Origin of the sequence: Pseudoduganella aquatica (assembly GCF_020865585.1) — a bacterium.
GTDB classification, from domain to species: Bacteria; Pseudomonadota; Gammaproteobacteria; order Burkholderiales; family Burkholderiaceae_D; genus Rugamonas; species Rugamonas aquatica_A.
This window is the reverse complement of sequence record NZ_CP086370.1, coordinates 5,721,375-5,733,777: the sequence shown is the minus strand read 5'-3', so window position 1 is coordinate 5,733,777 and position 12,403 is coordinate 5,721,375. Positions and strand designations below refer to the sequence as shown.

The window sequence follows — 12,403 nt, the reverse complement described above, 5'->3', positions numbered from 1 at the left end:
GTTGGACACAACCATGCCACCTGTCAATCGACCAAATGTTTCTCCAATGTATCCGTCGTGGGCCGGGCCGGCTCCGCCGGGGCTGCCAGTATCATGTCGGCGGCCTTTTCGGCGATGGCCACGGTGGGGGCGTTGGTGTTGCCGCCGATGAGCGTGGGCATGATGGACGCGTCCGCCACGCGCAGGCCTTGCAGGCCGCGCACGGCCAGCGTGTCGTCCACCACGGCCAGCGGGTCGTGGCCCATTTTGCAAGTGCCCACCGGGTGGTAGATGGTTTCCGCCTTGCGCCGCACGAAGTCGCGGATCTGCTCGTCGCTTTGCACCGGCGCGCCGGGCTGCAGCTCGGCGCCCCGATAAGCGTCAAAGGCGGGCTGGGCGAGGATGGCGCGGGCCGCTTTCACACCGCGCACCATATTCTCCATATCGTCCGGGTGCGACAGGTAGTTCGGCTCGATCAGCGCGTGCGCCATGGGATCGGCGCTGTGCAGGCCGATGCGGCCGCGGCTCTTGGGCCGCAGGTCGCACACGTGCAGCGCGTAGCCGTGGCCCAGCATGGTGGCCCTGGCGTGCGCCAGCGTGCGGCCGTGGCCGTCCAGCGTGGCGGGCGTGAAGTGGAATTGCAGGTCGGGCACGGCCAGCTCGGGACGGCTCTTGACGAAACCGCCGCCCTCGGCCGAGTTGGTGGTGAACGGTCCCCGGCGGCGGAACAGGTAGTTCAGCGTGTGCGCCGCCTGCGCCAGCAGGTTGCGCCAGGAGACGCCGAGCGAAACGGGCTGGGTGCATTTCTGCACCAGCAGCACGTCCAGGTGGTCCTGCAGGTTCTGCCCAACGCCGGGCAGCTCATGCACCAGCGGGATCCCGTGGCGCGCCAGTTCGTCGCGGGGGCCTATGCCGGACAGCAGCAGCAACTGCGGCGAGTTGATGGCACCGCCGGACAGTATCACTTCGCGGCTGGCCAGCGCTTCGTGCTGCGTGCCATTTTTCAGGTAGGCCACGCCGCGCACGCGCTTGCCGTCCATCAGGATCTTGCTGGCGTGCGCGCCGGTGATCACGGTGAGGTTGGCGCGCTGCAGCACCGGGTGCAGATAGGCGCGCGCCACGCTCCAGCGCTCGCCGTTTTTCTGCGTCAGGTGGTAGCGGCCCAGGCCTTCCTGGCTGGCGCCGTTGAAGTCGGCATTGGCGGCGTAGCCGGCCGTGCGGCCCGCGTCGAGGAAGACTTGCGTGAGCGGATTGGGCGAGCGCTGGGCGCACACGTTGAGCGGGCCGCCGCTGCCGTGGTAGGCGTCCGCGCCCGGTTCGTGGTGCTGGGAGCGCTTGAAGATGGGCAGCAGGTCGGCGTAGCTCCAGCCCTGGTTGCCGAGGGCGGCCCAGTGGTCGTAGTCGCTGCGGTGGCCGCGCGTGTAGATCATGGCGTTGCTGGAACTGCTGCCGCCCAGCGTTTTTCCGCGCGGCCAGAACAGCTTGCGGCCGTTCAGCTGCGCTTGCGGTTCGGTGTGGTAGCGCCAGTTCAGCGTCTTGCTCATCATCAGGAACAGTATGCCGATGGGCATGCGGATAAAGGGGCTGCTGTCGCGCGGCCCGGCCTCCAGCAGGCAGACTTTGACGGCCGGATCGGCCGACAGCCGGTTCGCCAGCACGCAGCCCGCCGAGCCCGCACCGACGATGATGTAGTCATACATATTCCGCTCCAGGAGACGCCGCCACGCGGCGCCCCCAGTGTTGCACAGCCAGTCCGCCTCCGCAATCGCCCCGGGAGCACGTCTACTGGCGCGGGACTTTGACGCTGCGCAAGCTGCGGCTTTCCGGTAGATGGAGCGCAATGGATGGGGCGCTACACTCGTGACTATGATCAAGAGCTTTCGACATAAGGGATTGGAGCGGTTCTTCGAGACCGGTTCGATGGCGGGTATTCAAGCCCACCATGCGCCACGTCTGCGTGCGCAATTGGCTAAGCTTGACACTGTGTATGGGCCGATCGGCATGGATTTGCCAGGCTGGCATCTGCATCCGCTAAAGGGGGCACTGAAGGATTGCTGGGCTGTATGGGTGGACAAAAATTGGCGTATGATTTTTAAGTTCGAGCACGGCGATGCGGTTTTGATAGACTACAGTGATTATCATTAGGGTGGCTATGATGCAGATGTACAATCCTCCTCATCCTGGCGAAGTACTGTTGGATGGTGTGTTCTCTGGGACTGGAATCTCCAGTGAGGATTTTGCAGAGCGCATAGGATGGCCGCACGTAGCGTTCCTCCGTGTGCTGCAGGGGCAGGATGCTATCAATGCTGAGTTGGCGTTGCGTCTTGCCGCCGCACTGGGCGGGGAGGCCGAAAGCTGGCTGCACATGCAGGCAAGCTACGACCTTTCGCAAGCTCGGCAGAAGCCGCGGCCTGCAATTGAGCGCTTGAATAGTATTTAAGGCAAGGATGTCTTCACTTTCCCCATTCAAATCACGTCCCTCACGGTATCTGATGCATTGTTGCGTCGCCTGTCTATCCGTCCTTCTTATTCAAGCGGCGCAGGCGCAGTCGGTGGCTTTCACGTTTGACGACGGACCGAATCTGGAGGCCACGCCGCGCCTGTCGGCGCAGCAGCGTAATGCGGCCATGCTGGCGGCGCTGAGGAAGCACGGGGTGCAGGCTGCGCTGTTTGTCACGGCGGGCAATGGCGCTGACCGGCCGGAAGGGCTGGCGCTGGCGCGCGCCTGGGGCGAGGCCGGCCACGCCATCGGCAACCACACCATGACGCATCCAGACCTGAACAGCGCCAAGCTGGCGCTGGCGCAGTACCAGCAGGAAGTGCTCGACTGCGACCAGATCATCCGCACGCTGCCGGGCTACCGGAAGTGGTTCCGCTACACCTTCCTGCGCGAGGGGAATACGCCGGAGAAGCGCGACGGCATGCGCGCCTTCCTGAAGCAGCAGGGTTACCGCAACGCCTACGTGAGCCTGGACACCAGCGACTGGCGGCTGAACGACGAGCTGGTGCGCGTGCTGCGCGCCGACGCCAATGCCGACGTGGCGCCCATCCGCGCCGCCTATCTGTCGCACCTAAAGCAGCGCGCGCTTGCTTACCGCGCGCTGTCGCAGCAGCTGCCGGGCCGCGACATCGCGCAGGTGATGCTGATGCACCATAACCTGATCAACCCCCTGTGGCTGGACGACGCCATCGCCATGTTCAGGGACATGGGCTGGGCCATCACCACGCCCGCCGCCGCGTATGCCGACCCGGTCTACCAGCTGGAGCCCGACCGTCCCGCTGCCGGCCAGAGCTTGCTGCTGTCGATGGCGCGCTCGCTGGGCCTGGGCAAGTTCGACGGCTGGCTGCGCCTGGTCGACGACGGCGATTTCGAAATCGAGGCGCTGAAGGCGAACGCGCAGCCGCGCTAGCTGGCGCGCAGCGTTGTGTGCCGCTACGCGGTGTGATCCAGCGTGGACCAGGCCATGGCCAGCGCGTCGTCCGCGATGCTGGCGGTGGCGGCTAGGTGGCCGGCTGCCAGCGCGCCGCCCGGCTGCTGCAGCATCTGCTGCACCTGTTCGGGCGCCGGGGCCGCCGGGCCGCAGCCCAGGCCCACCCAGGCGGCGCGGCCGCTGCGCTTGGCGGCGTACAGGCCGAGGTCGGCCAGCTTGATGGTCTGCTGCCAGCTCAGCAGGCGCGGCCGGGACGGCAGGAAGGGGAAGCTGGCATAGCCGACCGAACAGGTCTGGCGGATGCAGCTGCCGTCCTCCAGCACGAAGGGCTGCCCGGCCACCGCTTCGCACAGGCGCGCTGCCAGCGCGCCGGCGCCGGCCGGGTCGATGTCGCGCGCCACCACCAGGAACTCCTCGCCGCCCCAGCGCACCAAAAAGTCGCTGTCGCGGAACACGCGCGCCAGCCGCTCGCGCATGGCCATCAGCACGTGGTCGCCGGCCGGATGGCCATAGCGGTCGTTGACCTGCTTGAAATGGTCCAGGTCCACCAGGAAGAAGATCAGCGCGGCGCTGCGCGGCGCGGGCGCGGCCGACGCTTCGTGGCGGCGCAGTATCAGCTGCACTTCCGGCGGCAGCTTCTGTTCGATATAGCGGCGGTTGCGCAGCCCGGTGAGCGGGTCGGTCACGCTCAGGTTTTGCAGCGCCGCATAGGCCTTGGACAAGGCTTCGTTCTTGCCGGCCAGTTCGCTGGTGCGCTGCGCCACCTGGCCTTCCAGCAGCAGCTGGTGCTGGCGCAGGCTGCGCACGCGCCAGCGGTACAGCCAGCGCAGGCCCAGCACGGCCGCCAGCGCCGCCAGCGCGCGGAACCACCAGGTGGCCCAGAACGGCGGCGTGACCGTCACCGGCAGCACCAGTTCCTGGTCGCTCCACACGCCGTTCTTGGTGACCGCCTTGACGCGCAGCGTGTAGCTGCCGGGCCGCAAGCTGGTGTAGGTGGCCACGCGGTGCGCCGCGTCGGCCGCGATCCAGTCGCGGTCCAGGCCGTCGAGCCGGTAGGCGTAGCGGTTGCGTTCGGGGTCGGCGAAATGGGTGGCGGTGAATTCCAACGAGAAGGTGGCCATGTCCCACGGCAGGCGCAAGCGGCTGGGCGCGCTGAGCGTGCCTTCCAGTCCCACTGCTTCGGGGCGCGGCAGCAGGGCCAGCGAGCGGTTCATCACGCTCAGTCCGGTGACAGTCAGCTGCGGCGCGATGGTATTGCCGCGCATGGCGTCCGGATGCACGATGGTCAGCCCTTGGAAGGCGCCGAAATACAGCGTGCCGTCGGCACCGGCCAGCGAGGCGCCGTTGATGAAATTGCCCGAGGAGATGCCGTCCGACGCGTAGTGGCTGGCCACGGCGCCGCTGGCCGGGTCGAAGCGCAGCAGCGCGCCGGTGACGGTCAGCCACAGCTGGCCTTCGGCATCGCTCTCGATGGCGGTGATCTCCATGCCGGACAAGCCGTCGCGCCGGCTGGCGCTGAAGCGCAGGCTGCCGTCCGCCTGCTGGCTCACCAGGTTCAGGCCGCTGCGCGTGCCTATCCACACGCGGCCTTGCCGGTCTTCATACACGCAGTTGACGAAGTCGTTGCTCAGGCTGCCAGGCTTGCCGTCGCTGCGGTAGCTGCGCAGCGCGCCGTCCGCGCCGCGCAGGTCCAGGCCGCGCCCGTACGGACTGCCTATCCACAGGCGGCCCTTGCTGTCCTCCAGCAGCGCCCCGGCGTTGTGGATGGCGCTCAGCGCGCGGCCCGCCGGCAGTGCTTCGGCCTTGCCGCTGGCCGGGTCGAAGCGCAGCACGCCGCCGTCCGTGCCCAGCCACAGCGCGCCGCCACTGGCGCGGGCGATGCCGCGCACGAAGTTGCGGTCCTGCGCGCCGAAGCGGTATTCGCGGAAGGTGCCTCCGGCCGGATCCAGCCGGCTCAGCCCGGTCGACGTGCCGGCCCACAGCGGGCCGCCGGGCGGCTGCAGCAACGCCATCACGAAGTCGTTGGGCAGAGAGCCGGGCTGGGCCGGATCGTGGCGGTAGCTGCGCAGCACGCTGCCGCTGGCCGGATCGTACAGGCGCACGCCGCTGGGGCCGCCCAGCCACAGCCGGCCCTCGTCCGCGTGGCTCAGGCTGCCGACCACGTTGCCGCGCGGCGCGCTGTCCTGGGTGCCGGCGGCGGGCAGGAAGCGGCCCAGTCCCTGGCTGCCCAGGTCCACGCGCGCCACGCCGTTGTCCCAGGTGCCGGCCCACAGCGTGTTGCTGTGGTCCACCAGCACCGAGGGGATGCGGTTGGACGGCAGGCTGTTCGGATCGCCGAGCCGGTGCTGGTAGCTGCTGAACTGCTGCTGCGCGGCGTCCCAGCGCAGCAGGCCGGCGGGCTGGGTGCCGATCCAGACCGCGTCGCTGCGGTCCTGGTAGATGGTGTAGACGGAAAAGTCGCCTACCTCGGGCGGCGCGGGCAGGCGCTCGCGCTGCGCCCACGGGCTGCCGATGTTCCAGCGCAGCACGCCGCCGGCCGTGCCTATCCACAGCTGGCGCTGCCCGTCGAGCAGTAGTGCGCTGACGGTGTTCAGCTTGGCGTTCGGGGCGGCGCTGTCGTCAGGCTGGAAGTGCTGGAAGGCGCTGCCGCCGGGCGGCAGGTAGTCTATGCCGTGCGGCCACACGCTGAGCCACAGCCCGCCCTCCGGGTCGCGCGCCAGCGCCTCCACGCGGTCGCTGGCCGGCGTGCCGGGGCGCTGCGGATCGTGCGCATAGGCCGTGAAGCGGCCGCTGGCAGTGTCGAAGTGGTGCAGCCCGGCCGCCGTTCCCAGCCACAAGCCGTCCTTGCCGTCGCTGATGATGCTGCGTACGAACAGCGAGGGGCCGGCCGCCGGGCGGTGGCTGACGAAGGCGCCCCGTTCGGCGTCGAAGCGGGCCAGGCCGTTATTGGTGCCGAACCACATGCGCTGGCGGCTGTCGCGGAAGATGGCGCTGACGTAGTTGCCGGGCAGGCTGAGGGGATTGGCGGCATCGTTGCGGTAGATGGTGGAGCGCTGGCCGTCGTGGCGGAACAGGCCGCTCTGGGTGCCCATCCAGATCAGGCCCTGGCCGTCTTGCGCCAGCGCCAGTACCGAGCTGGCCGGCATGGTGAAGTGCAGCGCGCTCAGGTTTTCAAAGCGCAACTGGCGCACCGGTGCGGGCGCGGCGTGCGCCGGGTTCGCCAGTCCGGCGGCCAGCAGCAGCGATGCAAGCAGGAGGCGGGCTGGCCGGGCCATGGTTCAGGCGCGCTGGCGCCGTATGGCCATCAGGATGCCGGCGCCTATGCCCAGCGTGGTGAGCGCGGTGCCGCCGTAGCTGATGAAGGGCAGCGGCACGCCGACCACCGGCACCACGCCGCTCACCATGCCGATGTTGATGAAGGCGTAGGTGAAGAAAATCATGGTGACGGCGCCGCCCAGCAGGCGCGCGAACAGCGTGGTGGCGCCGGCGGTGATGGCCAGGCCGCGCGCGATCAGCAGGAAGTACAGCGTGAGCAGCACGGCGATGCCGAGCAGGCCGAATTCCTCGGCGTACACGGAGAAGATGAAGTCGGTGGTGCGCTCGGGCACGAAGCCGAGGTGGCCCTGCGTGCCTTGCAGCCAGCCTTTGCCGTCCAGCCCGCCCGAGCCGATGGCGATGCCGGCCTGCTTGATCTGGAAGCCTTTGCCCAGCGGGTCGGCTTCCGGGTTGAGCATGGTGAGCACGCGCTGGCGCTGGTAGTCGTGCAGCAGCGGCCAGGCGATGGGGATGCTGGCGGCGGCGCCCGCAACCAGCGCGCCCATGGCCTTCCACGACAGGCCCGCCAGCACGATCACATAGGCGCCCGCCGCCAGCACCAGCAGCGCGGTGCCGAGGTCGGGCTGCTTCATGATCAGCGCGGCGGGAATCAGCAGCAGCAGGGCGGCCACGGCGAAGGTTTTCCAGCGCGCCAGGCTGGCGTACTGGTGGAAGAACCAGGCCAGCATCAGCGGCATGGCGATCTTCATCATTTCGGATGGCTGGATGTCGAAGCCGATGTACAGCCAGCGGCGCGAGCCTTTCTTGATTTCGCCCATCATGAACACGGCCAGCAGCAGCAGCACGCCGGCCGCGTAGATGGGCGCGGCGTAGCGCGTCAGCGTTTGCGGCGGCACGCAGGCGACCGCCCACATGATGACCAGCGCGATCAGCACATTGCGCAGATGCATGGCGAAGCGGCCGGGGAAGTCTGCCCCGGCCGAGTACATGGTGAGCACGCCGGTGGCCAGCAGCAGCAGGACGCACAGCGTCAGCTGCGGGTCCAGTACCGCCAGTAGGGATTTGCAGCGCCGCAGCATCAGTGCGTGCCTTGCTGGCTGATCGCCTGCAGCCACACCAGCCGCCCGGCCAGTCCCAGCAGCCCCACCAGCGCAATGGCCGCCAGGATGGCGAGGCGGCGGCGGAAGTGGGGATCTTGTGGTTGCTGGTTCATTGTTATTTTCTCTCGGAAAGATAATATTTTAACATGTCGGAAAACTTTACAGCAATTTCGGCGCATTTTGCTACTTGGAAGGTATTTCCAGAGATTACGTCTATTTTCTTGTCGGAAAACTTTACAGCGGGGTCTGCGCGCCTTGGGTATAGTGGCATGGAATGGAAGTTGCTTGTATTTAGGAAATAACTTATTCCAGAAGGAAATTCCATGTCCCTTTTCCAACGCTGCCTGTCGCGCCTCGCCCTCTGCCTTCCTTTGCTGTTCGCCGCCGGCGCCAGCCACGCCACGCTTATCGGCCAGTGGACCTTCCAGGGGCCGAATGTGCTGGCTGACTCGACCGGCAACTTTGGCGCACTGGAGCTGCGCGGCAATGCCAGCATCGCCAACGGCAAGCTGACCGTGGATGGAAACGGCACCACCGAGCTGGGCTGGGCGCGCACCACCGGTTATACCGGTGCGGCGATCACCAGCAAGACGCTGGTGGTGTGGGGTGAGCTGACGGGCTTGAGCGCCGCTGCCACCGCAGGTTCGTTCATGACCATCGACAAGGTTAACAGCGACAACTTCGACGGCATTATCTATGGCGAAAACCAGGCCAACACCTGGATGAACGGCAGCAGCAACGGCTGGCGCAACCAGACCTTCAATCCCGGCTACACGGAAAGCGCGACTGGCAATCTGATCCAGATGGCGATCACCTACCAGGACTTCGGCAACGGCACGCTGCAGATCACCGGCTACCGCAACGGCCAGAGCATTGGCAGCTATCTGTCCGGCAACGCCGCCACCTGGACCGCGAACGACACCGAAATCCTGTTCGGCATCCGCCACGCCAATTCGTCCGCCAACGGCCCCGGCGGCCTGGACGCGGTGATCAGCGAAGCGCGCATTTACAACACCGCGCTGACCCAGGCTGAAATCCAGGCCCTGCACATGGTGCCGGAGCCAGGCACGCTGGCCGTGTTCGGCCTGGGCCTGGGCATGCTGGCCGTGGCCCGCAAGCGCCGCGCCAGCAAGCGGTAAGCCGGAGGTCCGTCCCAGCGCGCTCTTCTTGCTACAATGGCTTTTTATGCAACTTGGAGCCGCCATGCTGGAATTGAGACCGACCTGCGAACACTGCAACAAAAACCTGCCGCCCGAGGCGCCGGACGCGCGCATCTGCAGTTATGAATGCACGTTCTGCGCCGGCTGCGTGGAGGGTTTGCTGGCCAATGTCTGCCCCAACTGCGGCGGCGGGTTTGAAAAGCGCCCGGTGCGTCCGGTGCGCAACTGGAAGAACAACAACTACCTCGGCAACGACCCGGCGCGCACCGAGCCCAAGTACCGTCCGGTGGATGCGGCCGCGCACGCCGTCTTTGCGGCGCAGATCGCCGCGCTGCCGCCGGAATCCCGCTGAGATTGCCGGCCGCAGCGCTGCCGCCGCCGGCGGGGCGCTAGTCCTTGGAGGCCGGCGAGATGGTCTTACTGACCTTGCCGGCTTCATCCAGCATCTGGATCTCCGCCTTGCCGTCCGCGCTAACCAGCAGCATCATGCGCACGCGGCCTTTGGCGTCCTTCAGCTGCAGGGACGCGCCCTTGTCGCCGGTGTTGCCGAGCCAGATGCGGTTCTTGCTCAGGCGGCCCTGCTCGGACAGCTTCTGGTAGTAGGCCTGCTGCTCGCCGGGCGGCAGCTTTTTCGCCTCCGCGCTGAAGCCGCGCACGTCCTCCATCGAGGTCACCTGGTAGTAAGGCACGTCGTTGATCTTGATGGCGGTCTGCTGGTGCGTCTCGCTGTCGTTGTTCAGCAGCTGCAAAGCCTGGTCCTGGCGGAAGCGGTCGAAGGTCAGCGACAGGCCGGAGGAAACCTTGCCCTCGGCGCTGAGGGTGCCGCGCTGGATCAGGCCGCCGTTCTCCGTGCCCTCGTCGTTAATGAACAGCATGCCTGCGACGTTGGCGCGGTCGGGGCGGGCGTTTTCCTTGCCTTGCAGGAAGTCGCCGGGGAACTGCGCCTTGCTCGAGATGACCATGCGCTTGGTGCCGTCCGGCTCCACGATATTGATGCGGCCCACGGTGATCTCGTCGAAGCGCTCATGCTTGAGCGGCTCCCTGGCCCCGGTCAGCACGAATACGGCGGCCAGCGCGCTGGCCATGGTGCTTGCTCCTGCTAAGAAAGTCCTGATTTGCGACACTATGCGTCTCCTTTGCTTATTACTGCATTAGCCCTGCGCAAGCGCCACTCGACCAGGAAGGCGAGCACGCCGCAGAAAGTGAACAGGGCGCCGAGGTACTGCAACACCTTGTTGACCGGCGAGCGAACATAGCGCACGCCGGCCAGTTCAAACTTCCGCCGGCCCTTGCCGGCGGCTTCAAAAAACACGCTGCCCCGGTCGCCCCAGAACTCCGCCGTGGCCAGCCTGACCCTGGCCGCCTCGAACTCGGCCAGCATCCTGGCGTGTTCGGCGCTGCTGATGGTGGCAGCAGCCAGCTTCAGGTTCAGGACTTCCTTGAACTGGTCAAAGACGTTGTCCGACTCGTCCGGCAGGATCACGCCCTTGGAAATATATTTGTACTGATTGTTGGACGAGAAAATGCCGTCGTTGGCGGCCAGCATCAGCGCGAACCCCAGCGCGCAGGCCGAGGCCGCGCCGAACAGCCATTTTTTCGCATCGTGCACGCGCCGCGCGGTATTGCCGTTCAGGAAGTGGCTGACTTCGGGAATGTGGCGCAGCGAGGTCTGCAAGACCTTGCTGTCGATGCCGTTCAGGAAATCGGCCGGCGCCATTTCCAGCGCCTTGACGATGGTGCTGAACATGTCGGCCGAGGGCTGCGACTTGTCGTTTTCCAGCTTGGACAGGTAGGACTGCTCAATGCCGATGGCGGCCGCGAGCTGCGGCTGGGTGAGGTTTTTCTCGGTCCGGATGTGTTTGAGCTTTTCGCCGAAGTTCATCGGTGCGTGCCTTTTCTTGTAGAGATGGCACGTATTCTTCTGGATTCAGCGGGGAATGAGAAGCTGAATATGCGGGAATATCGATGAATATTGCAGTTTTGGCGGGGATTAGCGCTGGCGGGCCGAATTTTCCGCACTGCTGGCGCGTGCCAGGCTGGAGCGCGCACCGGCCACGGCCTGCAGGCGCTCCTGCAGATAAGTGCTCAAGCGCGGGTGCTGGCTGAAGGCAACGTTGAAGCGGATGTGCCGGTCCGGCGTGTCGTTGGCCGAGAAGGCCGCGCCGCGCATCAGCAGTATCTTGTTGCGGTAGGCGTCCTGCACCAGCAGGTCGACGTCCAGTCCGTCGGGCATGGTGCCCCACAGGAAAATGCCCGCCTCGCCGGGCTGCTCGAACAGCACGCCCGCCGCGCTCAGCTGGCGCGTGCTGGCGTTGCGCGCCGCCATGATCTTGCGCTGCATACGGTCCAGATGCTTGCGCAGGTTGCCGGCCCGCAGCACTTCCAGTAGCACATATTCATTCAGCGCCGGCGTGGTCATGAGGGAATGGATCTTGGTCCGCATCAGCACTTTGAGCAAGGCAGGGGCGGCGGCGAGATAGCCCATGCGCAAGGCCGGGCTCAGCGCCTTGCAGAAGCTGGAGTAGTAAATCACACCGTCCAGGCCGGACAGGGACGCCAGCCGGGTGCTGTGGGCGTGCTGGAAATGGCCGTGCACGTCGTCTTCCGCGATCAGGAAGCCGTATTGCTGCGCCAGGATCAGCACCTTGTGCAGATTGGCGGCGCTGCTGCTCCAGCCGGTGGGGTTGTGCAAGGCCGTCTGCACGAACAGCAGGCGGGGGCGGTGCTCGCGGCAGGCGGCCTCCAGGGCGTCCAGGTCCAGGCCGTCCGGCCCGCGCTTGATGGACACCAGGCGGATGCCGTCCTGGCGCAGCCGGCCGAACATCAGGAAATAGCCGGGGTCTTCCACCAGCACGGTGTCGCCGGGCTGCAGGAAGCTGCGGCAGATCAGGTCGATCGCATGGGTGCCGCCGAAGGTGGTGAGGATGTGGCCGGCGTCCACCGCCGCGCCCACGCCGCGCAGCAGCAGCGCGATGTGCTCGCGCAGTTCCGGCAGCCCCTGGGGCGGACAGCGCGAGGCCATGCCGGCGGCGCTGCCTGCCAGCGCCCTTTGCACGGCGGCGGCCGGCACCGCGTCCTGCAGCCAAGTGGGCGGCAAGGCGCCGCTGCTGGCCTGCAATATTCCGGCGCGCTGGTCGTTTGCCTGCTGGGCCAGCCAGACCGGTTCCTGCTCCTCGCCGGCCTCCAGCGCCACTTCGTCGGGTATAGAGCGGCTGGCGTCGGTGGCGGTGCAGACGAAAAATCCCGCCGTGCCATGCGTATCGATCACGCCTGCCGCGACCAGCCTGTCATAGGCCACCACCACGGTGTTGGTGCTCACGGCCAGCTGGGTGGCGAGCTGGCGTATCGACGGCAGCTTGGCGCCGCCGGGCAGGGCGCGGCTCTCGACCATCTGACGCAGTTTGGTTTCAATCTGCGTGGACAGGGCGACGGGAGAGGAGCGGTCGATGGCGATCAT

At 66.7% G+C, this 12,403-nt stretch carries 12 protein-coding genes; 5 read left to right on the top strand and 7 right to left on the bottom strand.

What is annotated here, in order from left to right:
* Positions 1 to 23 precede the first annotated feature (23 nt).
* On the bottom strand, positions 24 to 1,679 hold the full coding sequence (locus KT882_RS25620) for a GMC family oxidoreductase (protein ID WP_228893619.1): 1,656 nt from the start codon (positions 1,677 to 1,679) through the stop codon (positions 24 to 26).
* Positions 1,680 to 1,845: 166 nt separating this feature from the next.
* Between KT882_RS25620 and KT882_RS25615 the strand changes: the two genes are divergently transcribed.
* The 3 genes from KT882_RS25615 to KT882_RS25605 all read left to right on the top strand — a co-directional run bounded on the left by KT882_RS25615 (position 1,846) and on the right by KT882_RS25605 (position 3,389).
* A complete protein-coding gene (locus KT882_RS25615; protein WP_161073782.1) occupies positions 1,846 to 2,124 on the top strand; it encodes a type II toxin-antitoxin system RelE/ParE family toxin in 279 nt (92 codons plus the stop codon).
* A gap of 7 nt (positions 2,125 to 2,131) precedes the next feature.
* A complete protein-coding gene (locus KT882_RS25610; protein WP_223149369.1) occupies positions 2,132 to 2,419 on the top strand; it encodes a HigA family addiction module antitoxin in 288 nt (95 codons plus the stop codon).
* 112 nt (positions 2,420 to 2,531) lie between these two features.
* Entirely contained in the window at positions 2,532 to 3,389 is an 858-nt protein-coding gene (locus tag KT882_RS25605) for a polysaccharide deacetylase family protein (protein ID WP_228893618.1), read from the top strand.
* Between the two features lie 23 nt (positions 3,390 to 3,412).
* On the opposite strand, the gene KT882_RS25600 is transcribed toward KT882_RS25605, so the two are convergent.
* The 3 genes from KT882_RS25600 to KT882_RS30680 are packed head-to-tail and all read right to left on the bottom strand — an operon-like array spanning position 3,413 to position 7,899.
* Positions 3,413 to 6,685 carry a two-component regulator propeller domain-containing protein gene (locus KT882_RS25600; RefSeq protein WP_228893617.1) on the bottom strand — a complete coding sequence of 1,091 codons (3,273 nt, stop codon included), beginning with the start codon at positions 6,683 to 6,685 and terminating at the stop codon, positions 3,413 to 3,415.
* A gap of 3 nt (positions 6,686 to 6,688) precedes the next feature.
* Positions 6,689 to 7,765: a rod shape-determining protein RodA gene (rodA, locus tag KT882_RS25595; protein ID WP_228893616.1), complete on the bottom strand. Its 1,077-nt coding sequence runs from the start codon at positions 7,763 to 7,765 to the stop codon at positions 6,689 to 6,691.
* On the bottom strand, positions 7,765 to 7,899 hold the full coding sequence (locus tag KT882_RS30680) for a hypothetical protein (RefSeq protein WP_260048860.1): 135 nt from the start codon (positions 7,897 to 7,899) through the stop codon (positions 7,765 to 7,767). Before KT882_RS30680 ends, rodA begins: the two co-directional genes overlap by 1 nt.
* A 210-nt stretch (positions 7,900 to 8,109) precedes the next feature.
* On the opposite strand from KT882_RS30680, the gene KT882_RS25590 reads away from it, so the two are divergent.
* Both KT882_RS25590 and KT882_RS25585 read left to right on the top strand, forming a co-directional pair.
* Positions 8,110 to 8,925 (top strand): LamG-like jellyroll fold domain-containing protein, encoded by an 816-nt coding sequence (locus KT882_RS25590; protein WP_228893615.1) that lies wholly within the window; start codon positions 8,110 to 8,112, stop codon positions 8,923 to 8,925.
* Positions 8,926 to 8,989: 64 nt separating this feature from the next.
* Positions 8,990 to 9,298 (top strand): DUF1272 domain-containing protein, encoded by a 309-nt coding sequence (locus KT882_RS25585; RefSeq protein ID WP_228893614.1) that lies wholly within the window; start codon positions 8,990 to 8,992, stop codon positions 9,296 to 9,298.
* A gap of 37 nt (positions 9,299 to 9,335) precedes the next feature.
* Here KT882_RS25585 and KT882_RS25580 read toward each other — a convergent pair whose 3' ends face one another.
* From KT882_RS25580 to KT882_RS25570, 3 genes are all read right to left on the bottom strand, one after another.
* Positions 9,336 to 10,031 carry a hypothetical protein gene (locus KT882_RS25580; protein ID WP_228893613.1) on the bottom strand — a complete coding sequence of 232 codons (696 nt, stop codon included), beginning with the start codon at positions 10,029 to 10,031 and terminating at the stop codon, positions 9,336 to 9,338.
* A 38-nt stretch (positions 10,032 to 10,069) separates the two neighbouring features.
* Entirely contained in the window at positions 10,070 to 10,828 is a 759-nt protein-coding gene (locus KT882_RS25575) for a helix-turn-helix domain-containing protein (RefSeq protein ID WP_228893612.1), read from the bottom strand.
* Between the two features lie 108 nt (positions 10,829 to 10,936).
* Positions 10,937 to 12,403, bottom strand: a complete 1,467-nt coding sequence (locus KT882_RS25570) for an aminotransferase-like domain-containing protein (RefSeq protein ID WP_228893611.1) — start codon at positions 12,401 to 12,403, stop codon at positions 10,937 to 10,939.

Bases quoted from the DNA above. Each gene is read 5' to 3' on its own strand.
- KT882_RS25620 (WP_228893619.1), bottom strand. From the start codon at position 1,679: ATGTATGACTACATCATCGTCGGTGCGGGCTCGGCGGGCTGCGTGCTG.
- KT882_RS25615 (WP_161073782.1), top strand. From the start codon at position 1,846: ATGATCAAGAGCTTTCGACATAAGGGATTGGAGCGGTTCTTCGAGACC.
- KT882_RS25610 (WP_223149369.1), top strand. From the start codon at position 2,132: ATGATGCAGATGTACAATCCTCCTCATCCTGGCGAAGTACTGTTGGAT.
- KT882_RS25600 (WP_228893617.1), bottom strand. From the start codon at position 6,685: ATGGCCCGGCCAGCCCGCCTCCTGCTTGCATCGCTGCTGCTGGCCGCC.
- rodA (WP_228893616.1), bottom strand. From the start codon at position 7,765: ATGCTGCGGCGCTGCAAATCCCTACTGGCGGTACTGGACCCGCAGCTG.
- KT882_RS30680 (WP_260048860.1), bottom strand. From the start codon at position 7,899: ATGAACCAGCAACCACAAGATCCCCACTTCCGCCGCCGCCTCGCCATC.
- KT882_RS25590 (WP_228893615.1), top strand. From the start codon at position 8,110: ATGTCCCTTTTCCAACGCTGCCTGTCGCGCCTCGCCCTCTGCCTTCCT.
- KT882_RS25585 (WP_228893614.1), top strand. From the start codon at position 8,990: ATGCTGGAATTGAGACCGACCTGCGAACACTGCAACAAAAACCTGCCG.
- KT882_RS25580 (WP_228893613.1), bottom strand. From the start codon at position 10,031: ATGGCCAGCGCGCTGGCCGCCGTATTCGTGCTGACCGGGGCCAGGGAG.
- KT882_RS25575 (WP_228893612.1), bottom strand. From the start codon at position 10,828: ATGAACTTCGGCGAAAAGCTCAAACACATCCGGACCGAGAAAAACCTC.
- KT882_RS25570 (WP_228893611.1), bottom strand. From the start codon at position 12,403: ATGATCGCCATCGACCGCTCCTCTCCCGTCGCCCTGTCCACGCAGATT.